This is a genomic window from uncultured Devosia sp. (assembly GCF_913055165.1).
Taxonomy (GTDB): domain Bacteria; phylum Pseudomonadota; class Alphaproteobacteria; order Rhizobiales; family Devosiaceae; genus Devosia.
Genome location: NZ_CAJXJS010000055.1, coordinates 1 through 23,703, shown reverse-complemented (window position 1 = coordinate 23,703; position 23,703 = coordinate 1). Strand labels below are relative to the sequence as shown.

The following is a 23,703-nucleotide window of genomic DNA, read 5'->3' as shown; positions in this document are numbered from 1 at the left end:
CGCACCAGCCTGCCGATGACGGCAATCGCGGTGCCGGGGTCGTTGATCCCCGGAGACAGTGCCTTTCCGGCAATTTCGGCGAGCACGATCAGCCCAAACCGCGGGTCGCTGTCGAAGGTGCGCGCGGCCCCAATCGTGAAGGCACCCGCCAGTTTCTCAGTCACTTCCTCGTCAGCCTGCCCGACGATCCGGACCAATGGGCGGTCCGGTGCCGCATAAGCGCCGGGCCGCGCGGTGATGGTGACCAGAAGGTCGTTCTCCTCGGCGCAATCCTGTAGCCGGCTGATATCGATATGCTGCACATAGCCGATCTTACGGGCAAAGATCGGGTCGCCCGAAGGCTCGCCGGACAGTTCCCGGCACCCCAGCAACCCCTTGCCCGGTACAGCCTCGAATGACTTGGTCGCCGCATCCCCCGCCTTGTTGACCGTCTCCCCCACCCGGCCAATTGCCGAAATCTGGCCGATCCAGCGGATCAGCGCGGCCACCACCAGCACCACCACGCCCAGCGTGACGACAAACAGCAATAGCCGTCCGGCCTCGCTGTAGATGCCGGCAGAAAGGCCGATAATGCCAACAATCGAAAACAGGAAGGCGCCGATGAACACCGAGATCGAGGTCTGTGCGCTCCGATCCCCCACGATCAGCGGCACCGCCCGCGGCGTCGTCTGGGACGAGGCACTGGAAAGAGCGCTGACAATGGTTGAGAGCGCAAACACGGCCACCGTCAGCAGGCTCGAGGCCAGTACCGTCAGGATGGATTCCACGGCTTCGGACGACAGTGTGAAGGGCAACCCGTCCGGAATGAGCCGGGCCATGCCGAAGGCAATCAGCAGCGTCAGCACGGCGACCAGCGAAAAGGCCAGCGGCAGAAACCACATGCGCTGGAGGATCTGCCGGAACTTGAACGCGAGCTGGCTCAATGATGTCTCCCTTGCCAGAAAAGCAAATCCTCGTGGCCCGAATTGGTTGCGCCCGGTTCGTTCCTGAGCCCCTGCCGCGCTAGGCCCCGAATATCCGTTTGGCCTCGAGCGCCAGGCCCAGGCCCACGCTGCCCAGCACGTCGGTGCGCACCACTTCCGCCTCCGGGAACATCGCCTGCAATCGTTCGGCCACCGCTGGCACCAGGGTCGAACCGCCTGTCAGGATCAGGCTGTCGATCCCGTTGGCAAATAGGCCTGCGTGGCGCAGGGTCTGGGCAATGGTCTCTTCCAGCCGCCCGATGGAGGCGGCCAAAGCCTCAGCGAGCTGCGGCCCGGTCATGAGCGTCTCGATCCGGCGATCGCGCACCGGGAAGGCCAAATCGACCGCATCCCGGTCTGACAGCGCGATCTTGGCGTCTTCTACCGCACCGATCAGGCGGTACCCCAGCCGGCCCTCCACCAGCATCACAAAGGTCTCGACCTTTTCGGCCTCCCGCGCCTCGCGAATGGTCGAGCGCAGGTCGCGCTGCGCCTTGGCATCATAAAGCCGGTTGATCCGGTGCCAGGTGGAGAGGTCCACATAGGGCGCCACCGGCAGGTGCCGCTTGCCGTCTTGGGTCCGCGACCCCAGACCCAATTCGGGCATCACCCGGCTCATGGCGAGGAGGCGGTCAAAATCGGTGCCGCCGATATGCACGCCCGCCGTGGCCAGAATGTCGTCGCTGCGGTCCGCACGACCAGCCCGTTCCGGTGAAACGCGCACCAGCGAAAAGTCCGAGGTCCCACCACCCAGGTCGACGATCAGGGCAATGCGTTCTCGGGTCACCTGCCGCTCATAGTCGAGCGCTGCCGCAATGGGTTCGAACTGGAATTCAACATGGGCAAAGCCTTGGCGGCGCACTGCCTGTTCGAGCTGGCGCTGCGCTTCGGCGTCGGCGACCGGGTCGTCATCGACGAACTGCACCGGCCGTCCGACCACGACTGCGTCCAGTTCCAGGCCAGTGGCCGCTTCGCCGCGCGCCTTCAGCTCGGCGACGAAAATCCCCAATATGTCATCGAATCGATAGACACGGGCACCCAGCCGTACGCCGTCATCGAACAATTTCGTGCCCAGGACACTCTTGATCGAGCGAAGCAGGCGCCCATCCGCACCCGAGACATACTCGCTCAGCGCCGTTCGCCCAAAATGGATGGTCCGGTCTTCGGCGCCAAAGAACAGCACGCTGGGCATGGTGAGCTGCTCCCCCTCCAACGGCAGAAGATGGGGAGCGCCATCGGCCGCAACGCGCCCCAGCGTGGAATTGGACGTGCCGAAGTCGAGGCCGCAGGAATGGGTCATGACAAGCCGTCCGGATTTGGATGAAGGCGCGTCAGGCGCGCGGGGACGGGCGTTTTAGGGAAAGTGCTGGAACAACGCAACCACCAGGCCGACCAAGCGGGCCAGGTGGCTCCGAAATGGCCGATCAGGCCGCGCGGCGCCTCTTGTCCTCGCGGCTGCGCAGATCGACAACCTCAAGCCGCGCCAATCCGCGGCGCTGGGCCTTCTTGACCGCCTGGGTTGCCGCGTTGAGCACAGCCCGATCCATCTTGCCTTGCGGATTGACGACGGCGATCCCGGTGCTCAACGTCACCTGCCCGGCGTGGCTTTCGCGATTGGGAATACCTTCGCGGCGCAGCGCGGCGGCAATACGGCTGGCGAGGTCCCGGGCCATAAGTGCCGGCATGTCGGGCAGAACCAGCATGAACCCGGTCTGGCCGCTGCGCAGGCACACATCAGCCTGGCGGGTCAATTGCGCGCCGATACTGGTTTCGATCGATTCGATTGCCTCTTCCACCGCTTCGCGGCCATAGGCGGCGAAGTACTCGGCATAGCCGTCGATTTCCAGGGCGAGCACGCAGAGCGACAGTTTGCGTTCAGCACAATAGGCCCAGCCGCGACGCAGTTCCTCGTCGATACGCTGCGCCAGGCGCGACTTTTTGTTGGGATTGCTGGCGAAGGCAGCCTGGCCATAGGGCGGTTCCGCAATCTGGGCTCCGCGCGTCAGCGCTGCGCGAATACGTGCCCAAAGCCCGTCATTGCCGCTCATGGTCACTCTGTTCATCTAGCCTGTCCTGGGCCGTTACCGGTTCGCCCGATCAGGACACACTTATGGTTAACAGCCGGTAAGCATCTCGCGCTAAAGGCTTTCCGGCGGCTCCCACTCCGGCCAGTCAACGGCATGCTCCTCCCACGCCTCCGGATCGACCTCTGTCTCGAGAAAGGTCCGCCCCTTCACCGAAACGCCGACATCCACCACCGTTTGCGGATCTCCGGAGACCAGTGGGTGCCACCAGGCCAGCCCCTTGCCCTCGGCCAGGCGCCGATAGGCGCAGGTGGTCGGGATCCAGGGAATCTCCCGGACATTTTCGGGTGTCAGCTTGATGCAGTCTGGCACGATCTCCTTGCGGCGGGGATAATTCGTGCAGGTGCAACTATCCCCGTCCAGCAGTTTGCAGCGGACATCGGAAGTGATCAGCGTGCCGGTGTCTTCGTCCTCAAGTTTGATCAGGCAGCAGCGGCCGCAGCCGTCGCACAGCGCCTCCCATTCCGCTGCCGACATCTGCTCGAGCGTTTTTTCTTCCCAGAAGGCCATGTCTACCGTTTGCCGTTCATGCTGTTGCCGGTTTGCGCTTGCGGATAGGCCAATGCAATCATATTCCAGCGATTGCGTTGCCATTTCCGGCATTTTGCGGACAATCCTACCCCGCAGGGGGCGCGAAGGTTTACCGTGCAGGATCCGTTTTATACCAAGCAGAAGAAGCGCAAGCCCAAAGCAGGCATGCTGGCGGCCGACGCCTGGCTTGATTCTTCTCTATACGAATTCTGGCAGGCGCTGGGTCGCGGCTATACGCGCTATCAGGACTTTATGTCCCGCTTCCACGTCTCCGGCATAAAGCGGTTTTTCGTCGAAATTCTGTCCGACGCCTTCAGTTTTGGCGCCATTGGCTGCGTGCTCATGACGGCACTGGCGCTGCCGGCCTTCGACATCATCGACCGGGGCGCCTTCAACAAGGCCGAAGACTATTCGGTGGTGTTCCTCGATCGCTTCGGCAATGAAATCGGACGCCGCGGCATTCGGTCGGACGACAGTGTCGCCCTCGACCAGATGCCCGACTATCTGGTCAAGGCGACCCTCGCCACCGAGGACCGGCGCTTCTACGAGCATTTCGGTATCGATGTCGTGGGCACGCTGCGCGCGCTGATGAGCAACGCCCAGGGCGAGCGCGGCACGCAGGGCGGCTCCTCCATCACCCAGCAATTGGCCAAGAACCTGTTCCTGTCCTCCGAGAGGACACTGGAGCGCAAGATCGTGGAGGCCTTTCTCTCGGTCTGGCTGGAGTGGAACTACTCCAAGGACCAGATTCTCAAGCTCTATTTCGACCGCGCCTATATGGGCGGCGGCAATTATGGGGTCACGGCGGCTGCCGAATTCTATTTCGGCAAGCGCGTGCAGGACATCAATTTGGCCGAGGCAGCGATGCTGGCCGGCATGTTCAAGGCACCGGGCAATTACGCGCCACATGTCGACCTGGCGGCGGCCCGCGGACGCGCCAATCTGGTACTGACCAATCTGGTCGCCGCCGGGTTTCTCACCGAAGGCCAGGTGACTGCAGCCCGGCGCCACCCCGCCGCGGCCATCGATCGTAGCAATGACATCAATTCTCCCAACTACTTCCTCGACTGGGCCTTCGAGGAAGCCAAGACAATCATCGAAACCAACAATGCGCCGGGCAACAATTTCATTGTTCGCACCACCATAGACACCACGCTGCAGGCCTATGCCGAGGAGGCCATCACCTCGGTCATTCGCGAACAGGGCGAGCAATACCGGGTGGAACAGGGCGCCATGGTCGTCACCGACACCCAAGGCGCCATCCGGGCCATGGTTGGCGGCACTGACTACGCAAAGAGCCAGTTCAACCGGGCGATCGTTTCGACTCGCCAGCCTGGCTCGTCCTACAAGCCCTTCGTTTACGCTGAAGCCTTCGAACAGCTTGGCCTTACGCCGAGCGACACGATCTCCGACCGCCCGGTCTGCATTGGTGACTGGTGCCCACAAAACTATGGCCGGTCCTATCGCGGGCAGACCACGCTGCTCAGCGCCTTCGCTGCGTCCATCAACACGGTGCCGGTAACGCTCTCGATCAAGACCGGGCGCGATGCCATTGCGCAATTGAGCTATCGCATGGGGCTGCGGCAGGAATATCCGGTCACCCGTTCGCTTGCCCTTGGCGTCGCCTCTGTTTCGGTTCTGGACATGACCAGTTCCTATGCCGTCTTCGCCAATCATGGCTACAAGACGCAAGCCTATGGGCTGACTCGCATGACCACGTTCAATGATCAGCTGGTTTGGGAACGCGACCCGGATGCCGCACGCGAGCGCGTTCTCACTGAACAGACCGTGGCCTATATGAACCAGATGATGCGCACCGTGGTGACCGGCGGCACGGGGCGCCGCGCCGCCATCGAGGGCGTGCCCACCCTGGGCAAGACGGGCACCACCACATCCTACCGGGACGCCTGGTTCTGTGGCTTCACCGGCAATTTCGTTGCGGCGGTATGGTTCGGCAATGACGACTACCGGCCGACCAATAACCTGACCGGCGGCACCCTGCCGACGATTGCCTGGCAGAAGTTCATGGCCTTTGCCCATACCAATATCGAGGTGATGCCGGTCTATGGCGTCGACTTTGAACCGCCGCAGGCCATCATTGCCGATGCCGACCTTGAGGCGGTCGAAGAGGTCATCGAGCGGCCGCCCGGCCTCAAGCCGGCGGCAGCCCGCAAGCTCCTGGACCTGGTCAACCGGTTGGAAGCCGCCGGGGCAACAATGGCACCCGTGCGCAACACTGCCCAAGCGCCGGTCACCGGCAGCAGCGAACTCTGATCAGTCCGGCATGCGCTGATAGGTACCGGTAAACGTCACATTGTGCCCGCCACACATCATGTTGTCCTCCGCAACCAACTCGTCGCCACGCAATTGCAGGGCAATCACACAGTCATAGTCTTGTGCCGCTTGCGCCGGGAGGGGGCCATCCGGCCTTACGGCAAATTCCAGCCAGCCGTCGGCCCGGACCCAGTCGGCCGGGACATGTGTCGAAAACTCCCCGAAATTGACCGCGCCACGTTCGGCACGATCAGGGTCCTGAGCGCCCCAGGTGGCAAAACCTTCGAGGTGAAGGCCGCCGGTTTCATTAAGCGCAATGTATATGTCCTGCTCGACGCTGGCCGACCAATCCCCCACCCAGGCCGAGAGGTCGACCGCCGAAACCTTGTCCTTTCCCGTGGCGACGCCGGTCGCGGCAACAATTGCCATGACGACGCCCAGGGTCGCACCAAACATCCCCTTCATCACGCTTCCCTCCCGGCCCGCTGCATAAATGCCTTCCGCCCAACGCCTTGCATTGCTACAAGCCTAGCAGATCCGAAACGCATCCGGCCCAGCCAAACATGCCCAGACTGCAGAGAAGCTGACCCTTGCGTTTTGTCCTGCGTCTCCTCATGTGCATCGCTGTTGCCCTGGCCGTCGGCTTCGGGCTGAGCTATTACGCGCTGACCGACGGGCGCCTGTTCGGGGCCGTGTCCCTGGGCCCATGGACCACTTGGCCCGAGATTGGCTCCCCGGCGCCCAACCCCTATGCCCGTGGCCACATCACCCGCGAAGCCGCCCTGCAGCTGGGCCGCAGCGAGGGCCTGCAATTCGTGGCCACTACCGATAGCGACGAAGCGCCGCTAAACCTGGCCTGCAGCTACAGGATTGCCGGGCGCGTTCCGGTCTCGACCTTCTGGACACTGTCGGCCGTGGACATGGACTGGGTGAACATGGCAGCCCCCGGCACCGACGCCGCCTTGCGATCGAGCGAGATCGTGCGTCAGTCTGATGGGGCCATGGTCATCCATGTCGGAACCGGGCTGCGGCCGGGTAATTGGCTGGAACTGGCCGGCGGCGGCGATTTCCAGCTCGTTCTGACCCTTTATGACACCACCGCTCTCTCCAGCTTCGCCTCCGCCGATATGACCATGCCCTCCATCACAATGGAGGATTGCCGGTGATCCGCACCCTGCTCTGGTTCATCGGCGGCGCGTTGCTGGGTGGGATCATCCACATCATCGTGATCCTGACGCTGCCGCTTCTGGCCGAGGAAACCACCTGGACCCGCATCAGCGCCTACGAAGCCGCGAACCGCATGCTGATTTTGGAGCCGGTCACGCCGGGCATTCCCAATCCGCTGCATCTCGATCCTGAACTGAGCTATGGCCTCTGCCAGGTGGACCTATCCGAAGGCCCGGCCTATCTCAACGGCGTGCTGCCCGACGCCTTCTGGTCGGTGGCTGTTTACGATCGCAACGGCATTGTCATCTACTCGACCACCAATCGCGACGGCATTGGCCAGACGGTCGACATCGGCATTTTCAATCCGGCGCAGACACGCCTCCTCGCCCAGCAGCAGATCGACATCGCCGAAGGGTTGCTGATCGTGGAATCGGGGACCAATGACCTGTTCGTGCTGGTCCGGCTGTCACCACCGCATGAGGCCATGCGCGCCCGCTTCGAGGCCGAACTGGCCGAAGTGACCTGCGGGCCGCGGACGTGACCACGCCCTTCCTCTCGACCCTGTCGGAACTGGTCGAGCGCTACCTCTCGGAGGTCGCCAGCTCGCACGAACACCTTTCCCTCCTGCGCTGGCAGATCGGGCAAGGCCATCGTCTCGATCTGCGCACGACCTTTCCCGGCCATGTGACCACCAGCGCCATCATCCTCTCATCCGATCATCGCCAGACCCTGCTGATCGATCACATCACCATCGGCCGCTGGCTGCAGCCGGGTGGACATTATGAGTGGGACGAGACCTTCTCCGGTTCAGCGCAACGCGAAGCCGAGGAGGAGACCGGCGTCACCGGCCTGCGGCTTCACCCCTGGCACCGGGGCAGCGACCTGCCCTTTGTCATCGACAGCCACGATGTGCCGGGCAAGGCCTCCCGCAACGAGCCGCCGCATATCCATCACGATCTGCAATATCTGTTCGTCGCCGATCCGGCCCGGCCTCTGATCGCGCAGCTTGAAGAGGTCCACGCCGCCCAGTGGCAGGACGCCGCCATGCTGGCAGTCTTCGCACCCAAGGCCGCCACGCGCCTCGCCTCGGTGACACCGTCGGGCTAGTCGTCCACCGGCAGGATCGCATCCACAAAACCCGCCTCGACCAGCGTGATGCTGCCATCCGGCAGCCCCAGGATGCGGTCAACCACCACGCCCTGCCAGGCCAGCGCCCGCTCCAGTTCGGCATTGGCGGCAGCTCGATCGGCACGCCCCCGGGCCTTTACGGCCGCCCCCACTGCCTCACGGCTCATACCCCCTAGCGACAGCAAGGCCTGGGCCGCCAGGCGGGCATCGGGCACGTTGAAGCTGCCGTCCTGCCGGCCCTCCTCGATAATCTCCGCAAAGAGCGGCAGGATGGCGCTCATATTGGCGCGGTTGATGCGATCATAGAGCACCGCATTCTCGGGAAGGAGGACCGCCGAGAACGCCGCAACCAGGCCTTTGGCATTTTCCTTCTTGAACTGGCCGAGGGCGCGCATGGTCTTTTCCAGCCGCTCGAAACCGCAGAGCCCCGGCGTGTCCCGGACACTTTCGATCAGGGCCACCGAGGTCCGGGCCAACCGCTGGCTTAGGGCCTCCAGCACATCCTCCTTGGCGCCAAAATGATGATAAAAACCGCCCTTGGACACCCCGGCCGCCGCCATCAGGTCCTGCACGGTGGTGGCCTCGAAGCCCTTGCTGAAGAACAGGTTCTGGGCGCAATCCAGGATTTGCTCCCGCCTTTCATCCGCGCTGAGATAAGCCCGGGCCAACTGAATTCTCCTTGCAAACCGACCGTCGGTCTGTTTATGCTGCGTCCCGACGATCAAGTCAAGGAGCCCGCAATGGCCGCGATCGCGAAAGACGGCGACATCATATCGGTCGCCGAACTCACTTATACCTACAAGGGCCAGTCGCGCCCCGCCGTCGATGGCGTTAGCTTCACTGTCGCACGGGGAGAAATCTTCGGCCTCTTGGGCCCTTCCGGCGCCGGCAAGAGCACGACGCAGAAGGTCCTCACGCGCCAGCAACGTCATTTCGGCGGCCAGGTCTCGATCATGGGAAAGCCGCTCGAAACTTGGGGCTCGGACTATTTCGAGCGCATTGGTGTCGGGTTCGAGTTGCCCAACCATTATCTCAAATTCACCGCCCGCGAGAATCTGAGCTTCTTCGCCTCGCTCTATGCGCGTCCCAGCAGAGACCCGAGGGACATGATGGCCATGGTCGGGCTCGAGGACTATGCGGACAAGAAGGTCGAGACCTTCTCCAAGGGCATGCGCATGCGCCTCAATTTCGTCCGCGCCATCCAGCACGACCCGGAGCTGATCTTTCTCGACGAACCCACGGCAGGCCTCGACCCGGTCAATGCCGGCATCGTCAAATCGCTGATCGCAGACCTGGCCCGCGCCGGCAAGACGGTGGTGCTCACCACGCACAACATGAACGACGTCGACCAGCTCTGCGATCGCATCTCTTTCATGGTCGATGGCCGCTTTGCGGCCTTGGACACGCCGCAAGCGCTCAAGTCGGCGCATGGCCGCCGCATGGTGGCCGTGGGCACGGCGGACGCGCAGATGGTCGAGTTTCCCCTGGACGGCCTGGGCGATGACCCCAGCTTCCTGGCCCTGCTCCGCTCCGGCACGGTGGAGCGTATCCATTCTCAGGAAGCGAGCCTGGACAAGGTCTTCACCAATGTCACCGGCCATCGCCTCGACCAGGCCGAACCGGTGGCAGCGCAATGAGCGCCACCCTCAGGAAACTGGTCCTGTGGGATGTCCAGTTGCAGGCGCGCGAGAACATCTACCTGTTCACCGTCCTGACCACGCTGGCCTTCGCCATCTTCCTCAAGCTGCTGCCGTCCGAGGCGCCGCCGACCATCTTCACGCTAGTCCTGTTCTTCGATCCCGCCATCGTCGGGGCGAGCTTTGTGGGGTCCATCGTCCTGATGGAGCGTAGCCAGAACACGCTTTCAGCGCTGGCCGTCTCTCCGGCGCCGGTTCGCGACTATGTCCTGGCCAAGATCATCACCCTCACCCTCCTCGCCATTGTGGGCAGCCTGTTCCTGGTGGCCGCAGCCTTCTGGGTGCCGCCGGCCGACATGGTGCTGCGCTTCACGCTGGTGCTGGTCTTTACCGGGGCGATCGGCGTCCTGGGCGGCTTTCTGATCGTGGCCGGCGCCAATTCAATGAACCACTTCATCGCCCGCGCCATTCCCATCACCTTTGTGCTGTTCTTGCCGCTGCTATCCCATTTCGGGGTCGTCACCGGTTTCTGGCAATGGCTGCTCTTCGCCATCAATCCCGGCCACGCCATGCTGCGGGCCATGCTCTGGGCCGCCGAGCCGACAGCGGTCAGCACGGCCGACATCGTCTATGCCTTTGCCTATATGACGCTGATGAACGTCGTCTTCTATCGGTGGACTGTCCGCGTCTACACCTCCGAACTCAGCCGCGTCGCGGATTAGGAGCCACGCCATGAACCGCGTCCTTGCCGTCATCCGTCATGACCTCGTCTCCATCACCCGCGACAGCATCATGGTCAATGTTGTGGTGATGATGATCGTCGTGGCCGCGTTGGCTTCGGTCCTGCGCCATATGGGGCTCTATCCGGAATGGTGGCACAACACCCAGCTTCTGCTGTTGATCGCCTATATGCCGGGCATGGGCTATCTCTTCGCAATGCTGATCGTGGATGAAATGGATAGTGGGGTGAACCAGGTGCTGCTGGTCAGCCCGGCCTCGGCGATCGGCGTGTTCTGGGCGCGAGTTTCCCTGCCAACGGCCTTTGTGCTGGCCTATGCCTTCGCCTTCATCAATGCCGCCCGCGCCATCGAGCTGCCGTTTCATCAATGGCTGCCACCGGTGCTCACCCTGTCCATGTCCGTGTCCTGGGTAACCTTGCTGGTCCCTGCGCTGTCGCGTGACAAGGTGCAGGCGCTGGGCCTTTTCAAGATTCTCAATCTCTATGTCGCAATCGCCACTGTTGGGCTCTTCATCCCGCAGGATGCCTGGTATCGTCCCGTTCTGTGGCTGACGCCCGCAAGCTGGGCCCTTAACGGCATCCAGGCCTTTATCGCCGGAGAAGACGCCCAGGGCTACGCCTGGTCCGCCGGCGGACTCATCTTCTTCGGGCTGCTCGTGGCGCACGCCGCCTGGCTTTATCTGCGCCGACAGGCGCAATAGGCGATCAAAGCGCCGCGGTCATCGCGCCCGCCAGCCCCAATGCCAGCACCACGATCCATGGCGGCGCCTTCCAGGCCACCAGCGCAACAAAACCAGCCAGGGCGATCGCAAAATCGAGCGGTTGCAGGACGGCGCTGCTGAACACCGGATTGTAGAGCGCGGCGCCCAGAATGCCCACTACGGCAGCATTGGCGCCGCGCATGGCCGCCTGGGCCTGTGGCCAGCGCCTGAGCGCGTTCCAGAACGGCAAGGTTCCCACCAGCAGAAGCATGCCGGGCAGGAAAACGGCAATCAACGCTATGCCGCTGCCCACAATGCCATTGGGTTCGGGACTGCTGACCGCCCCGAGATAGGCGGCGAAGGTGAACAAAGGACCCGGAACCGCTTGGGTCGCACCATAGCCGGCCAGAAACGCGTCTGCGGACACCCAGCCGCGCGCGACCACTTCCGCCTCGAGCAAGGGCAGCACCACATGCCCGCCGCCAAAGACCAGTGCTCCAGCCCGATAGAAGGCGTCGAACAGCGCAATGCCCTGCCCCAGCCCCGCCAGGACGGGCAGGCCGATCAACAGCACGGCGAACAGCATGAGCAATACGGCACCCAGCCGGGGCGATCCGGGGAAGAGGTGGGGCGAGGAGGTCGCATCGCCGTTCCGGCAAAGCCAGAGGCCCAGAACCCCTCCAAGCAGGATGGCGCCAACCTGCCCGATTGCACCGCCTGCAATGACCACCAACAGCACCGCCAGAACAGCAATCAGCGCACGCTCACGGTCAGGTGTCAGGCTTTTTGCCATTCCCAGCACGGCTTGAGCGACAATGGCGACAGCCACCAGCTTGAGGCCATGCAGGGCACCTTGCGCGACAGGCCCATTGAGCGCGGCTGCACCAAATGCAAAGAGCACCAGCAAAATGGCCGAAGGCAGCGTGAACGCCGTCCAGGCCGCCAGGGCCCCGAGGGGCCCGGCGCGCATGAGCCCGAGCGCGAAGCCGACCTGGCTCGACGCCGGGCCGGGCAGGAACTGGCAGAGCGCCACCAGGTCCGCATACCCGGCCTCATCGATCCAGCGCCGGCGTGTCACCAATTCTTCGCGGAAATAGCCCAGATGGGCTATCGGCCCACCAAAGCTGGTCAGACCGAGCTTGAGAAAAGCCAGAAAAACCTCGCCGGGGGTTCCCTGCGGGTCACTACGCGTCTCGTTCACCTGGCCCCCAATTCCCGCCTATTTCTGCGGGATGACCTCTTTGTCATACACCATCGTCTGGAACCGCGACGGTATGGTGACACCATGCCCGCTGCCGCTACCCGAATTGGATGAACAGAAATCGCCCCGATTGGCCCGGTCAACCCAGGGCCGCATGCGACGAAGCTGTTCGTCCACGCTCATGGACTGCTCATGTGGTGTCTCGGCCAGCAGATGGTCGAGCGCATAGGCATAGCTTTGATAGCGGTAGTTCAGTGCCCGGACGAACCAGTCGATATGCCATTGGTTCTCGGTCCGCCGCGCCGCGACATTGTCGGCAACTTCCGGTTCGATCGTGCCCAGTTCGGCAACGGCAATGCGCCGCTGCCTGTCCACTTCCAGCACTGCGCAGATCGAGAGGAAGGTGTCAGGAACAGTATCGAGGTCGGCCAGGATGTGGCGCCCCACGGTGTTATAGCGCGTCGTTGACGACTGGTAGGTCGTGGTCCTGAGCCAGGCGTAATACCGTTCGGTGGTGTAGTGGAAATCCCGGGCCGGCCCGATGCGCGTCCGCTGCAACTCGACCGACCCGTCAAAGAGCCAGTCGCGGCTATGCGCGGCGATCAGGAAACGCCAGGTGCGATCATGCATTTCGCGTTCCTGGTCGGTCTGGTTGAGATTGGAAACCGGCTCCTTGCGATTGGTCGCGATCAGCTTGCCGGCATAGGGCATGACGGTATCGTGCAAGACGCTGGGCTGGGCACGACCGAAGTCTCCCACGGGTCGCGCCACGCACCCTGCGGTGCCGGCAACAAGGGCCGCCAGCAGAGCAGCGCGGAGCCAATAGCCGGCAGCTTCAGATGCGCTTTCGCTTGCGCCGATTGTCATTGCGAGTAGTCGGTGGCGGCGGCGTCCCGCGTTCATAACGCACCCCGGTAAAAATCAGGATCTGGGCGTCGCCGGAAATCTGACTCCCAGCGCTGGCGGACTTCTTCCGCCCCTCGAACTTTAGCAGCTTTCCCAAGCTGACCTCCATCATGCGCCGCTCCCCCGTCCCTAGTGGGGGCAGCGAGTTGAGTAGTCTCGTCCCGGCGCGACGCCCCTCGCGCTGTTTCCCATTAAGAGATCGTCAAGGTTAACAGTCTGCTAACGAATTGGCGGCAAGAGTCTGACCTGCATCAAATTCGATGCAAACATGAGTCGATGGTTCCGCCGGAAATGCTTGGATTTCAGCCTTACGAGACCTTTCAGCTTCTGATCGAGACGGGTGGTGTCGACCGCACCAACACCCTCCTCATCGCAGCCTGCGACGCCTATGCGCGCCGCGGCAAGCCGACGGTTCCCGAAATGGAACAATTCGAAGCACTGGCGGCGCGGCTGTTTCCCACGGCCGGTCCGCAGGCGCGCGCCAAGGGTGCAGCCATCCTGGGCCGCGCCGAGCTGCTCTCCCCCGCCCTCGAACGGCTGGTGGTCGAGAATATCGGCGAAGACCTCATTCCCTTCCTGGAAGGCGCGGTCGAGCTTTCCGACCAGACCATGCTGGACATCATCGCCCGCTATGACGTGCCCGCCTGCGCGACGCTGGCGGCGCGGGCCGATCTTTCCAATGTCGTTCTGGCCAAGCTCTTCCAGATGAATTCGCGCAAGGTTTACCGCGCTCTTGCGAGCAACACCCACATTGCTCCGCGCGGCGCCTATCTCAGCGCCCTGGCCCGTTCGGCACAGATGGATCACCTTGTGGCCGAAGCCTTGGGCCGTCGCGACGATTTCGACGCTGCGCTGCTGGCGCCGGCCTTCTTCGACCTTTCCGACACCCACCGGGTCAAGGTCATCCAGGCCTTTGCCAACCGCACCACGCCCACTGCCCCGATCTCGCGCACCATTGAACAATTGTCGGTGGCGAGCGGCGAGTTGACCAAGGCGTTGATGAAGCTGTTTTCCGAGAATCGCCGGCCAGAAGTGACGCGCCTGCTGTCGCAGATTACCGGCCTGGACGAAGTCCGCTGCGGCCAGATTGCGCATGACGTCACCGGCGCCTCGCTTTTCGTCATCCTCAGGGCCTTTGGCGCGACAGCCTATGACGGGCTCAAAGTGCTGATCCACGCCACCAGCCATGACAGCGAGCGGTCGCGCGCGCTGGCCGATTTCGCCACGCTGTTCGGCGCGGTGTCGTCCGAATCCATGGCCTATCTGATGAGTGCATGGCGAGGCGAGGTGAACCTGCTCGAGCTTTCCAAGCCGCAGCACCAGCCCTTCACCCAGGCCAGCACCCGCACGCCCGCGATGGCGCCGGCCCACAATCCGGTGGTCGAGCAAGCCATCGAGGCGCTCGCGAAGATCGGCGTCCGCCGCGCCAGCTAGGCGTCCGGCCCGCGTATCACGTCTATGCCGAGGTCATCGCCGCGCAGGTCGATGCTCAGCACCCACAAATCCGGGTCGAAGGAGACTTCCTGCTCGATCCGGTCGCGCACCTTGGCCGGCTCAACCCGGCTGAACCGCCGCTGAAACACCTGTCCGTTGGCTGCGCCGCGGCTGATGATCGGCGCCGGGGTAAAAAGCGAGCGCGTGCCATCGAGATGGTCGACCTCAATGAAGATCTGCCCGGCGATCGGATCACCGCGCCGGGCCACCACGCACATATTGCCCATGTCGTTGTGGCGCCGCACAAAGGCCATGCACCACAGATCGCTCCGCAAGTCAGCCACGTCAGATCGTCGCGCCTGCCTTGAGCAGGAGCTCGACCAGATCCGGCTGTACCTGCCCGGTCATCTTGTAGCGGTGGAAATTCTCGAATTCGCGGATGGCCCGCGCCGTTTCGGGTCCTGGCTTGCCATCGATGGGCCCGCGGAAAAAGCCCAGGCTGGCCAGTCCTGTCTGAATCTGGGCCACAAGAGCGGCATCGGTGGCCGGTGGAACGCTGGCCGGGGCCGCGACCGGGGCGGCGCTGGCCAGTTGCACGGGCTGCTGCGCCTCTACTGTCGCAACTGGCTGCACCGGTGCCGGCATGGGCTGGACCACCGCTTGCAAGGCCGGAAGCGAAGCCTGCGGGATCGGCGGGTTGCTGTTGCCGGTCGCTGACCCGCGCGAACCATCAACGGCGGCAATGATCGAATCGATCGTGCTCGCGGCCGACTGCGCCACATCGTCAAAAACCTGTTCGGCGGGCGACAGCGTCTGCAGGCGCGCCACCACCTGATCCTGCTGCACCACAGGCGCTACCGGCGCTGGCGTGGCCGCCGCCGGTGCCGCCACCGCAACCTGCTGAACCGGCGCTGCCTGCACGGGGGCCGCGATCGGGGCCCGGACAGCCTGCGGTTCGGGTGCCGCGGACATGGTCACCCGGCCGGCCGAATCGGAATTCAGGATGGCCTCGATCACCACCGGGTCGTTGGCTCCGGTCGGCGTCATGCCGTTGCGCTGCTCAAAGGCGCGAATGGCTTCGGCCGTCTTGGGTCCGTAATAGCCGTCGACCTTGCCGGTAAACAGCTGCAGCTCGAGCAGCTTCTTCTGCACTGCAAACATCTGGGCATTGCCGACAGGCGCATCCGGCACCACCTGCTCGACCACGGCTGGAACGCTCCCGGTCGTCTCCGGGCTGGTTGCCGGCAGTTGTGGCAGCGCAGGCGCCGCGCTCGTCTGCGTCACCGCGGGCCGTTCGACAACGGGCGTGGGCAGCGGCGCCACTTCACCGCGCGCGGGCGCGAAAAACGGCGAGGGATGGTCGGTTGTCTGGAAGAACAATGCGTTGCTGCCCGCCAGGGCCGTCATGGTCACCATGGCCAACAGGCCCGTGGAGGCCAATGGGGCCTTCATGTAGCGCGAAAAGGTCCAAAGCCCCGCCCGGCCTACTGTGCCGAGCAGGGCGCCGCCGGCAATCAGCGGCAGCTGAGCGAGGGTCGAAGCCGTCATTGTGCTTTTCTTTTTTCGTTTGGCCATGAAATGGGGGCCGCAGCCGGAGGCTCACGATGCAGTTGCAGGATGTCGGCAGTTTCGCCCGGTTTGGTTGCCGGACCGTTTATGGGCAGCAAAACAGTGATGGTTGTCCCTGCCCCGATTTCCGACATGGCCCGCAAAGTGCCGCCATGCAGCTCTACCAGGCCCTTGACGATCGAGAGCCCCAGTCCGGTCCCTTCATATTTGCGGCTGAGCCCGTCCTGTACCTGGAAGAAGGGCTCGCCGATTCGGGCCATGGCCGCCGGCGCCATGCCAATTCCCCGGTCGCGGACCGAGAAATTGATCGACTGGCCCTGCCGCTTGACGGTCGTGGTGACAAGGCCGCCCTCATGGCTGAACTTGATGGCGTTGGAAAGCAGGTTGATGACAATCTGCCGGCAGACCCGTTCGTCCGCATGCATGACTGGCAGATCCGGCTCGATTTCGGAAACCAGCCTGACGCTGCGCTCATTGGCCAGGGTCTCCACCATCGAGAAGCACGCCGGGATGATGTCACCGGGATTGACCGGCTCGGCTTCGATCTCGAACTTGCCCGCTTCGATGCGCGACATGTCGAGCAGCATGCCCACCACTTCGAGCAGGTGCTTGCCGCTCTGCTGAATGAGGCCGGCATATTCCTTGTGGGTTGGCGAGAGCTCGCCCCCGATGCCACTGGTCATCATCTCCGAGAAGCCAACCACCGCATTGAGCGGCGTGCGCAACTCATGCCCGATCGTTGCCAGGAAGCGCGACTTGGCCTGCGAGGCATCCTCGGCCGCCCTGCGAGCCTCCGCCATGGCCGCCTCGGCGTCCTTGCGGGCGGTGATGTCGCGCACCAGCGCGATGACATCGTGACGTCCCTCTGCCGGCTTGTCGTCGGCAATGGGCGAGAGCTGCATCTCCACCCAGATGAAGCGCGGCACATTGCTGCGCGCATGCGGGTCATCCTGGCGCAGGCGCACTTCGATCATGCGGCTCCTGCCGTCCTGGGCGGCGTCCGCCAGGGCGGTCAGGAAGGCCGGCCGGTCCATGATGTGCAGGCGCTCGCTCAGCTTGGTCCCGGCACTTTGATAGCGCGGACATCCGAACAAGGCTTCCGATGAGCGCGAGGCCAGCAGAATGCTGCCATCGGTCGATAGCCGCAGGACAGTGTCCTGCACATGCTCGATCAGGTGCCGATAGGCGTTGACCTGCGCCTTGTCGTGCACTTCGAACGCGGTATTGATGCGATGCGCGCTGAAGGCCACCACCACGAAGGCCACCGCAAAGCCGGCAACGGAGCTATAGCCCAGCACATTGTCGGCCACAGGGTTCGCCGGCAGGCCCAACAGCGCTGCAACAAGCCCGATCAGACCGACCGGCGCCAGTGCGAGCCAGCTCAGCCGCCGCAGCGGGCTGTGTGCGATGAGGGCCGCAAGAACAGGCCCCATCAATGCCACCGCCAGGCCGGCATCGCCCAGGCGCGGGTCGGCAATGGTCAGCACCATGCCGGTGGCCATCAGCGTCGTCACCTGCGTTGCGGCGGCGGCTTCAAACAGGCCGCGTTGGTGGAGTGTCAGGCTCACCAGGCCGCCCGCCATCACGATGCAGGCCAGCAGGAACGGCATCGGCGTGCCGATCACCAATGCGTAGATGGCCGGGACCATGCCCAGCAGGGCAGCTCCTGCCAGCAGCTTGGCCGTATCGGCGATCGTTGCGCGCCGGAGCATCTCGGGCCACTTCCCGAGGCTGGCCGAAGCGGGGACACCGCGCTTGCCGACTCCGAATGCAGTGAAGCTACGCATCAACAAAAAACTCACTAACCGACGCCTGTTTCGTCCGGTCCGATGGACCGTCTTGCAACTCTTCCCCGAGCCGCGTTTGCCCGCGTTAAGTCGGGTCTTGTTGCCCGCAGCCTCGGCCAGCAACCGCTAAGACAGGTTTAAATCGCGGGGTCGGAGGTCCGGTTTCGGCCGTCTGGCGACGTGGTTTTGCCAGATAGCGTAAACAAGGTCTTGCCCCTGGGTGGCACGGTTTGCATTTGCCTCAAATTTTAGCGATTTGGCGCAGCCCCGCTTAATCCGGCCTCCCTAGCGTGTCCCCATCGGTCGAGTAGCGATCGGTGGATTGGATTTGAAACAATGTTCCTGCTGCGATCGGCATTCTGGCTAACCTTGGCTTTCCTTGTCATTCGCCCCAGCATTGACGGGGCCGACGGCGCAGTCTTGGCCAACCAGGCCATGGCGCGCGGCAGCCAGTTCGTTGCCGCTCAGATCGACGCGATCGAATGTACAGAAATTCAGTGCCTGGGAGGCAAGGCCCTCGCCTCCGCGGCACTGCGGACGAACCCGCTCACCGACGCTCCCATGCATGTCGCGCCGGTCGCAAACCCGGTTCCGTTGCCTCGACCTCGGCCGGACCGCGCGGGATAGGGCGCCTGCCCCGGCGCCACGGATTACCCAGGGGTCGTGTCACTTCCCCAAGCGACGCAACTCCATACACCCCTGGTCCTCGCCGCAGATGCGCTGCCCCGCATCTGCGGCCTTTTCTTGCCTGCTTGGCTCTGGCAAAGGTCCCGGCCTTCGCCTAGATAGGGCGCATGACACAGCCACAGCCCTTTCAGGACATCGCCGAAAACCTCTCCTTTCTCGACGACTGGGAGGATCGTTATCGCTACCTCATCGAACTTGGACAGGCTCTGCCGAAGCTCGCTCCGGAGGAGCGTAACCCGTCCAACAAGGTCAATGGATGCGTGTCGCAGGTCTGGCTGGTGGCCGAACAGGATCAGATTGATGGCGCGGCAGGTCTGCGCTTCCGCGGCGAGAGCGATGCATTGATCGTTCAGGGCCTGGTTGCGGTGCTGCTGGCGCTCTATTCGGACCGGCCCGCGCGCGAGATCGCGGAAACCGATGCGATCGCCCTGTTCGATGAACTCGGCCTCCGAGAACACCTGACCACGCAGCGCTCCAACGGGCTGGTGGCCATGGTCAATCGCATGCGCGGTGAGGCCCGGGCCGTCCTGGCCTAAGTCCGGTCAGGCAAAGCGTCGCAGCCGCCTCATCAATGGCTTTTCGACCATGGCATAGCAGGCCCAGCCTGCCACCAGCCCGCCAGCAATGGCCATCGCAACGGCTCCTCCGGCAACCACGGGATTGTCGTGCCCCAGAAGCTTGAGCATCACGCCGGCGAAGGCGCCCACTGCAAAGATGTGCACCAGGTAGATCGAATAGGACGCATCGCCAAGGCGCTCCAGCATGGGCAGTCGCGGCAGCCGTGCCTCGACCCCGACAAACAGCGCGGTGGCCGCTGTGGCGCAAGCCAGGAAGCCGAGAAACGCCGTCTCGTCCTCCACAATCCCCCGGTCAATCCAGAAGCCCTCGGCAAGCCCTGCCAAGGCAATCGCGGCCAGAGGTATGGAGACCGATTTGGTCATCCCGGCCAGCCGGCCCTCGACATGGGCGAGGCCCAGCCAGGCCCCGGCCACGAAAGCAAGCGGCATGTAGCTGGTGTAGAAGGCCGGTATCGGCCCCTCCGGATGCAGGATCAGTCCAACCATGGACAGGCCAAGATAAGCCACAGTCAGGATCGCGACCCGTTGGCGCGCGCGAAGCACCGCCAATAGAGCAAAGCTCACATAGAAGAACATCTCGTAGTTCAGGGTCCACCCCAGCTTGTAGAGCGGGTGTAGTCCGTGACTGGCTGGATTGTAGAAGGGGATGAAGGCCAGCGAGAGTACCAATTGCTCGCCATCAAAAACCGTGGACTTGAACAGGTCGGGCAGGATCAATGTCAGGAGGGCCGCAATCAACGTAAAGGCCCAATACATGGGCACCACGCGCAAGACGCGGCGGCGCAGGAAAGCCGCAGGCTCGAAGCTGCCCTGCCCGGTCACCGCCACCATAATGAAGCCGGATACGACGAAGAAGACAATCACGCCCAGCCAACCCAGGCGTCCATAGGCCAGGGTCTGTTCCGCCAGCGGATAAAGCAACGCGTGCGATGCCAACACAAGGATGGCTGCCAGGGCACGCAGGGACTGAATAGATAGAATTTTGTTGTTCATGGGACCGCACCCACATCGGTGACGTTCCATATCATGCCCGATCTGCACCCAAACATTACGAACGTAGACATCGTTAATTCTCGGCGTCGACGAACATCGCAGGGCGCTCGGGCAGCCATGACTGCAAGGTGGCCCCAGCCCCGCCCTCGGCCTGTCGGTTCAGCCCCAGCGCCTGGGCCAGTTGCTCAAGCCCGATGCGCAGCACCAGCTTGGCGCTGCGCCTGGGCCAACCGCGGTCAGTTTCGATCTGCTGAAGCCCCTTGTCGTAGATGCAAACATCGCACAGCACGCCCCAGCAATCGGGTGACAGTTGCCGGGCCAGCCGCGCCAGGCGTTGCCGCGCGTCCTCGGCACTCAAGGCAAGCTCGCTGTGGGCGCTTCCCGCACTCTTTCCGCCGATCCGCGTTGGATCATAGGACATCGTCACGCGCTGGCGGAGGCTGGCGCGCTCGAAAATCCGCGTAATCACGCGAGCTGCCACCAGATGATGCGGTTCGAGAAATCCGCCGGTCGCACCCGCCCCGCCAAGTCTTGTGACAGCGTCGGGGAGCTCAGGCATAGCTTTCTCCCATCAAGGCCTGCAGGCGGCCCTCCAGATCGCTGACCTCGGCGTCGAATGCGTGATCGTCGCGCATGTCCTCGATCAGGCCGCAGGCGTATGAGACTGTTGTCCTATCTTGTCCGAAGGCGCGTCCGACGGCCGTCAGGCTCTCTCCCAGCGCCACATGCGCCAAATACATTGCCAACTGCCGCGCCCTGGCCGTCGCCAGGCGGCTGCGTCTGGCCTGCAATATGGAAGAGGCGTCGACATTTGCATGTCCCGCTACAAGTTCGACAACCTGCTCGACAATTCCTGCCTTGCTCAGGCGCGAAGGCGCACGCGAAGTCGGTTCACAGTGTACGGGGTCGATCATGGGACGCTCCGAGAGAGTAGAGGACTATATTCCTATACTCTCGCCGAAAGCTACCCACCCGGGGATAAGTCGACGTCACAATTCATGTCGGGGCGTGTAAGAAATGCAATTGGCCGCCCCGAGGGGCGGCCAACGCGATCATTTGTGCCTCTGTCGGGCTCGTTAGTCGGCCTTGCGGCCCAGGCCATTGTCCTTGGCCAGCTTGGACCGGGTCGCCGAGTAGCTGGGCGCCACCATCGGGTAGTCGGCGGGCAGCCCCCACTTCTCGCGATACTCTTCGGGCGACAGGTTATAGTGCGTCCGCAGGTGGCGCTTGAGCGACTTGAACTTCTTGCCGTCTTCCAGGCAGATGATGAAGTCATTGGCCACGGACTTGCGGATCGGCACGGCCGGCTTGAGTTCCTCGACCGGTGCCGGGTTCTCATTGGCCTGCAGTGCGCGCAGCGCGCCATGAACTTCTGCAATCAGCTTAGGCAGATCGCCCGGACTGACAGCATTGTGACTAACATAAGCGGAGACAATCTCCGTGCTGAGTTCGATCAGGTCGGACTCAGCTGTTGCGAACGCGCCGGTATCGTCGTTCATCTCTCAACCTTCCGTATTTTATTGGGCAGCAACAAGGGCAGTTACCAACCTTGCCAATCCAATAGGATCGTTTACTGCTCAGTGCAAGCCCTGAAAAACATGCTTAACATGTAATATGGAAATGAAATAAGGCAATGAATATTATTCTTCGATTTTGGCTATGTCATCGATAACAGTTTCTTTGCAAGGTCTATACCCAGTCAAATAACTGGCCTTTGCTAGTAGATGGGCCGAAACAGGTGTTGTCAGCAGAACGAACAGAACACCAATAATTGCGCGTATCGAGACGGCCGCGTCCTGGCTCAACACGGCGACGGCAAGCAGAATCAATCCGCCGCCGACTGCACCGGCTTTGGAGGCGGCGTGCATGCGCGTATAGAGATCGGGTAGCCGAACGACGCCCACCGCAGCCAGCAAGGTGAATGCGGCCCCAATTAACAGCAAGATGCCGCCGAGATAGAGTTCCAGACCTTCGAGCATCAGCGGGCCTCCCCGTCTGCCGGTTCAGTCCGGGGACCGCGCAAGAGGATGTAGCGCGCCAGCGCCACGGTCGCCAGGAAGCCCAGCAGGGCCAGCGCGATCGCGATATCGAGATAGAGCCACAACCCGGTGCGGACGGCGATGGCGCCGATAAAGCCCATCGCCACCACTGCCAGCAGGTCCAGGGCAAGGACCCGGTCAGAGAGGGAGGGGCCGATCACGATCCGCACCAGCGAGACGAGCAGGGCGGCTCCAAGGAGAATGAGCGAGATCAGCGTCGCCCAATCGATGAACGCAGCAGCCGTCATTCGAACACCTCCCGGATCTTCTTTTCGAAACCGTTGGCGATATCGGCGATCATGGCTTCCTTGTCTGCCATATGCAGCGCGTGCACATAGAGTACCGACTTGTCCGCGGCCACATCGACGCTGAGGGTTCCCGGCGTCAGTGTGATCATGTTGGCGAGAAGGGTGATTTCCGCATCCGATTTGACGGTCAGTGGCACGGCGATAATGGCCGGCCGCACGGCGTTGGAGATGTCGGGACGGATGACAACGAGCGCCACCCGCACGGCGCTGACAATCAGTTCATAGAAGAACAACAGTGCCAGCGAGACGACCCGGCGGATGCGGCGCAGCGCCTTGGGCCCGGCAAAAGTCTCCCGCAGCACCAGTACGGCGACACCACCGACAATGGCACCGAGCAGCAGGTTCAGCCCGGAGAAGCTCCCCGATATGCCGGCCCAGACCAGGGCCAGGGTGACGATCAGAAAGACTGTGTTCATGGCGCCTCTCCTGCCAGGCCCGTCGCCTGGATGTAGCGGGAGGGGTCGGCGATATCGGCCGCGCCAGTGCTGGCGCCATCCAATAGCGGTCCCGGCCACAGGCCGGCCACCACGATGCCAGCCACCAGCACCGATGTGACACCCAGTGCCAGCCGGCCCCGGCCATCGAATGGGATCAGGTCCACCTTGCCATGTTCGGAGCCGCTGCCTTCAGGCCCCGACCGCCAGAACACATGGGCCCAAAGCCGCGTCCCCGCGATCAGCGTCAGCACCGCATTGACCATGAGCGCGATCACCATGGCCGCCCCGACCCATCCGGGTGTCGCATTGGTCACGCCCTGCGCCAGCCCCGCCTCGAGAAGCAGCAGCTTGGGCCAAAAGCCCAGGAAAGGCGGCACACCGGCCGACGCCAGCACCAACACCAGAAACAGGATGGAAACCGGCGCATTGGCCGCATAAAGCCCACCCATGCGCCTGCTATCGGTCTGCCCCGTGGTCTTTTCCACCAGGCCCGCCACCATATAGAGCGCGGTCATGGTCAATATGGCGTGGAAGATATAGA

30 protein-coding genes are annotated in these 23,703 nt (G+C 63.2%); 10 read left to right on the top strand and 20 right to left on the bottom strand.

Annotation, left to right across the window (positions count from 1 at the left end; translation table 11 throughout):
* The 4 genes from QZ564_RS15305 to QZ564_RS15290 all read right to left on the bottom strand — a co-directional run.
* The coding region (locus tag QZ564_RS15305; RefSeq protein WP_297111846.1) for a DUF2254 domain-containing protein at window positions 1–923 on the bottom strand (923 nt) is incomplete at its 3' end.
* A 79-nt stretch (window positions 924–1,002) separates the two neighbouring features.
* Window positions 1,003–2,262: an Hsp70 family protein gene (locus tag QZ564_RS15300; RefSeq protein WP_297111843.1), complete on the bottom strand. Its 1,260-nt coding sequence runs from the start codon at window positions 2,260–2,262 to the stop codon at window positions 1,003–1,005.
* Window positions 2,263–2,386: 124 nt separating this feature from the next.
* Window positions 2,387–3,025, bottom strand: a complete 639-nt coding sequence (locus QZ564_RS15295) for a diguanylate cyclase (RefSeq protein WP_297111840.1) — start codon at window positions 3,023–3,025, stop codon at window positions 2,387–2,389.
* A gap of 75 nt (window positions 3,026–3,100) precedes the next feature.
* Window positions 3,101–3,556, bottom strand: a complete 456-nt coding sequence (locus QZ564_RS15290) for a YcgN family cysteine cluster protein (protein ID WP_297111849.1) — start codon at window positions 3,554–3,556, stop codon at window positions 3,101–3,103.
* 135 nt (window positions 3,557–3,691) lie between these two features.
* Here QZ564_RS15290 and QZ564_RS15285 point away from each other — a divergent pair, with 135 nt between their 5' ends.
* A complete protein-coding gene (locus QZ564_RS15285; RefSeq protein ID WP_297111837.1) occupies window positions 3,692–5,851 on the top strand; it encodes a PBP1A family penicillin-binding protein in 2,160 nt (719 codons plus the stop codon).
* Here QZ564_RS15285 and QZ564_RS15280 read toward each other — a convergent pair whose 3' ends face one another.
* Window positions 5,852–6,316, bottom strand: coding sequence for a hypothetical protein (locus tag QZ564_RS15280; RefSeq protein WP_297111833.1), 465 nt, complete (start codon window positions 6,314–6,316; stop codon window positions 5,852–5,854).
* Between the two features lie 125 nt (window positions 6,317–6,441).
* Between QZ564_RS15280 and QZ564_RS15275 the strand changes: the two genes are divergently transcribed.
* From QZ564_RS15275 to QZ564_RS15265, 3 genes are read left to right on the top strand one after another with little or no spacing between them, the layout of a single operon-like run.
* The gene (locus QZ564_RS15275; protein WP_297111830.1) at window positions 6,442–7,017 is read left to right on the top strand and encodes a DUF1214 domain-containing protein; all 576 of its coding nucleotides are present in this window, start codon (window positions 6,442–6,444) and stop codon (window positions 7,015–7,017) included.
* Entirely contained in the window at window positions 7,014–7,559 is a 546-nt protein-coding gene (locus QZ564_RS15270; RefSeq protein ID WP_297111827.1) for a DUF1254 domain-containing protein, read from the top strand. Before QZ564_RS15275 ends, QZ564_RS15270 begins: the two co-directional genes overlap by 4 nt.
* Window positions 7,556–8,125 carry an NUDIX domain-containing protein gene (locus QZ564_RS15265; RefSeq protein ID WP_297111824.1) on the top strand — a complete coding sequence of 190 codons (570 nt, stop codon included), beginning with the start codon at window positions 7,556–7,558 and terminating at the stop codon, window positions 8,123–8,125. The genes QZ564_RS15270 and QZ564_RS15265 overlap by 4 nt, the downstream gene beginning before the upstream one ends.
* On the opposite strand, the gene QZ564_RS15260 is transcribed toward QZ564_RS15265, so the two are convergent.
* Window positions 8,122–8,814, bottom strand: coding sequence for a TetR/AcrR family transcriptional regulator (locus QZ564_RS15260; protein WP_297111821.1), 693 nt, complete (start codon window positions 8,812–8,814; stop codon window positions 8,122–8,124). The genes QZ564_RS15265 and QZ564_RS15260 overlap by 4 nt on opposite strands.
* A 72-nt stretch (window positions 8,815–8,886) precedes the next feature.
* Between QZ564_RS15260 and QZ564_RS15255 the strand changes: the two genes are divergently transcribed.
* Genes QZ564_RS15255 through QZ564_RS15245 form a run of 3 tightly spaced genes read left to right on the top strand, consistent with a single transcriptional unit; the run spans window position 8,887 to window position 11,223 of the window.
* Complete coding sequence (locus QZ564_RS15255) at window positions 8,887–9,783, top strand: ABC transporter ATP-binding protein (RefSeq protein ID WP_297111818.1); 897 nt, start codon at window positions 8,887–8,889, stop codon at window positions 9,781–9,783.
* Window positions 9,780–10,505: an ABC transporter permease gene (locus QZ564_RS15250; protein WP_297111815.1), complete on the top strand. Its 726-nt coding sequence runs from the start codon at window positions 9,780–9,782 to the stop codon at window positions 10,503–10,505. The genes QZ564_RS15255 and QZ564_RS15250 overlap by 4 nt, the downstream gene beginning before the upstream one ends.
* A gap of 10 nt (window positions 10,506–10,515) precedes the next feature.
* Window positions 10,516–11,223 (top strand): hypothetical protein, encoded by a 708-nt coding sequence (locus QZ564_RS15245; RefSeq protein ID WP_297111812.1) that lies wholly within the window; start codon window positions 10,516–10,518, stop codon window positions 11,221–11,223.
* Window positions 11,224–11,227: 4 nt separating this feature from the next.
* Here the strand turns inward: QZ564_RS15245 and chrA are convergent, their stop codons facing one another.
* Genes chrA through QZ564_RS15230 form a run of 3 tightly spaced genes read right to left on the bottom strand, consistent with a single transcriptional unit; the run spans window position 11,228 to window position 13,442 of the window.
* Window positions 11,228–12,424 (bottom strand): chromate efflux transporter, encoded by a 1,197-nt coding sequence (gene chrA, locus QZ564_RS15240; RefSeq protein WP_297111809.1) that lies wholly within the window; start codon window positions 12,422–12,424, stop codon window positions 11,228–11,230.
* Window positions 12,425–12,442: 18 nt separating this feature from the next.
* Window positions 12,443–13,291 (bottom strand): hypothetical protein, encoded by an 849-nt coding sequence (locus tag QZ564_RS15235; protein WP_297111806.1) that lies wholly within the window; start codon window positions 13,289–13,291, stop codon window positions 12,443–12,445.
* Entirely contained in the window at window positions 13,260–13,442 is a 183-nt protein-coding gene (locus tag QZ564_RS15230; RefSeq protein ID WP_297111803.1) for a hypothetical protein, read from the bottom strand. Before QZ564_RS15230 ends, QZ564_RS15235 begins: the two co-directional genes overlap by 32 nt.
* Window positions 13,443–13,606: 164 nt before the next feature.
* On the opposite strand from QZ564_RS15230, the gene QZ564_RS15225 reads away from it, so the two are divergent.
* Complete coding sequence (locus QZ564_RS15225; protein ID WP_297111800.1) at window positions 13,607–14,764, top strand: DUF2336 domain-containing protein; 1,158 nt, start codon at window positions 13,607–13,609, stop codon at window positions 14,762–14,764.
* On the opposite strand, the gene QZ564_RS15220 is transcribed toward QZ564_RS15225, so the two are convergent.
* From QZ564_RS15220 to QZ564_RS15210, 3 genes are read right to left on the bottom strand one after another with little or no spacing between them, the layout of a single operon-like run.
* Window positions 14,761–15,108: a DUF1491 family protein gene (locus QZ564_RS15220; protein ID WP_297111797.1), complete on the bottom strand. Its 348-nt coding sequence runs from the start codon at window positions 15,106–15,108 to the stop codon at window positions 14,761–14,763. The two genes, QZ564_RS15225 and QZ564_RS15220, sit on opposite strands and share 4 nt — an antisense overlap.
* Before the next feature lies 1 nt (window position 15,109).
* Window positions 15,110–16,312 (bottom strand): peptidoglycan-binding domain-containing protein, encoded by a 1,203-nt coding sequence (locus QZ564_RS15215; RefSeq protein ID WP_297111794.1) that lies wholly within the window; start codon window positions 16,310–16,312, stop codon window positions 15,110–15,112.
* Window positions 16,309–18,120 (bottom strand): PAS domain-containing sensor histidine kinase, encoded by a 1,812-nt coding sequence (locus QZ564_RS15210; RefSeq protein WP_297111791.1) that lies wholly within the window; start codon window positions 18,118–18,120, stop codon window positions 16,309–16,311. The genes QZ564_RS15215 and QZ564_RS15210 overlap by 4 nt, the downstream gene beginning before the upstream one ends.
* A gap of 336 nt (window positions 18,121–18,456) precedes the next feature.
* On the opposite strand from QZ564_RS15210, the gene QZ564_RS15205 reads away from it, so the two are divergent.
* Both QZ564_RS15205 and QZ564_RS15200 read left to right on the top strand, forming a co-directional pair.
* A complete protein-coding gene (locus QZ564_RS15205; RefSeq protein ID WP_297111788.1) occupies window positions 18,457–18,747 on the top strand; it encodes a hypothetical protein in 291 nt (96 codons plus the stop codon).
* Between the two features lie 167 nt (window positions 18,748–18,914).
* Window positions 18,915–19,343, top strand: a complete 429-nt coding sequence (locus QZ564_RS15200; protein ID WP_297111785.1) for a SufE family protein — start codon at window positions 18,915–18,917, stop codon at window positions 19,341–19,343.
* 6 nt (window positions 19,344–19,349) lie between these two features.
* On the opposite strand, the gene QZ564_RS15195 is transcribed toward QZ564_RS15200, so the two are convergent.
* From QZ564_RS15195 to QZ564_RS15160, 8 genes are all read right to left on the bottom strand, one after another.
* On the bottom strand, window positions 19,350–20,378 hold the full coding sequence (locus QZ564_RS15195) for an acyltransferase (protein ID WP_297111782.1): 1,029 nt from the start codon (window positions 20,376–20,378) through the stop codon (window positions 19,350–19,352).
* A 73-nt stretch (window positions 20,379–20,451) separates the two neighbouring features.
* Window positions 20,452–20,937, bottom strand: a complete 486-nt coding sequence (locus QZ564_RS15190) for a DUF6456 domain-containing protein (RefSeq protein ID WP_297111779.1) — start codon at window positions 20,935–20,937, stop codon at window positions 20,452–20,454.
* A complete protein-coding gene (locus tag QZ564_RS15185) occupies window positions 20,930–21,292 on the bottom strand; it encodes a helix-turn-helix domain-containing protein (RefSeq protein ID WP_297111776.1) in 363 nt (120 codons plus the stop codon). Before QZ564_RS15185 ends, QZ564_RS15190 begins: the two co-directional genes overlap by 8 nt.
* Before the next feature lie 162 nt (window positions 21,293–21,454).
* Entirely contained in the window at window positions 21,455–21,877 is a 423-nt protein-coding gene (locus tag QZ564_RS15180) for a MucR family transcriptional regulator (RefSeq protein WP_297111773.1), read from the bottom strand.
* Between the two features lie 141 nt (window positions 21,878–22,018).
* On the bottom strand, window positions 22,019–22,357 hold the full coding sequence (mnhG, locus tag QZ564_RS15175; RefSeq protein WP_297111771.1) for a monovalent cation/H(+) antiporter subunit G: 339 nt from the start codon (window positions 22,355–22,357) through the stop codon (window positions 22,019–22,021).
* The gene (locus tag QZ564_RS15170) at window positions 22,357–22,665 is read right to left on the bottom strand and encodes a cation:proton antiporter (RefSeq protein WP_297111768.1); all 309 of its coding nucleotides are present in this window, start codon (window positions 22,663–22,665) and stop codon (window positions 22,357–22,359) included. The genes mnhG and QZ564_RS15170 overlap by 1 nt, the downstream gene beginning before the upstream one ends.
* Entirely contained in the window at window positions 22,662–23,141 is a 480-nt protein-coding gene (locus QZ564_RS15165; RefSeq protein WP_297111766.1) for a Na+/H+ antiporter subunit E, read from the bottom strand. The genes QZ564_RS15170 and QZ564_RS15165 overlap by 4 nt, the downstream gene beginning before the upstream one ends.
* The coding region (locus tag QZ564_RS15160) for a proton-conducting transporter membrane subunit (protein ID WP_297111763.1) at window positions 23,138–23,703 on the bottom strand (566 nt) is incomplete at its 5' end. The genes QZ564_RS15160 and QZ564_RS15165, both read right to left, overlap by 4 nt.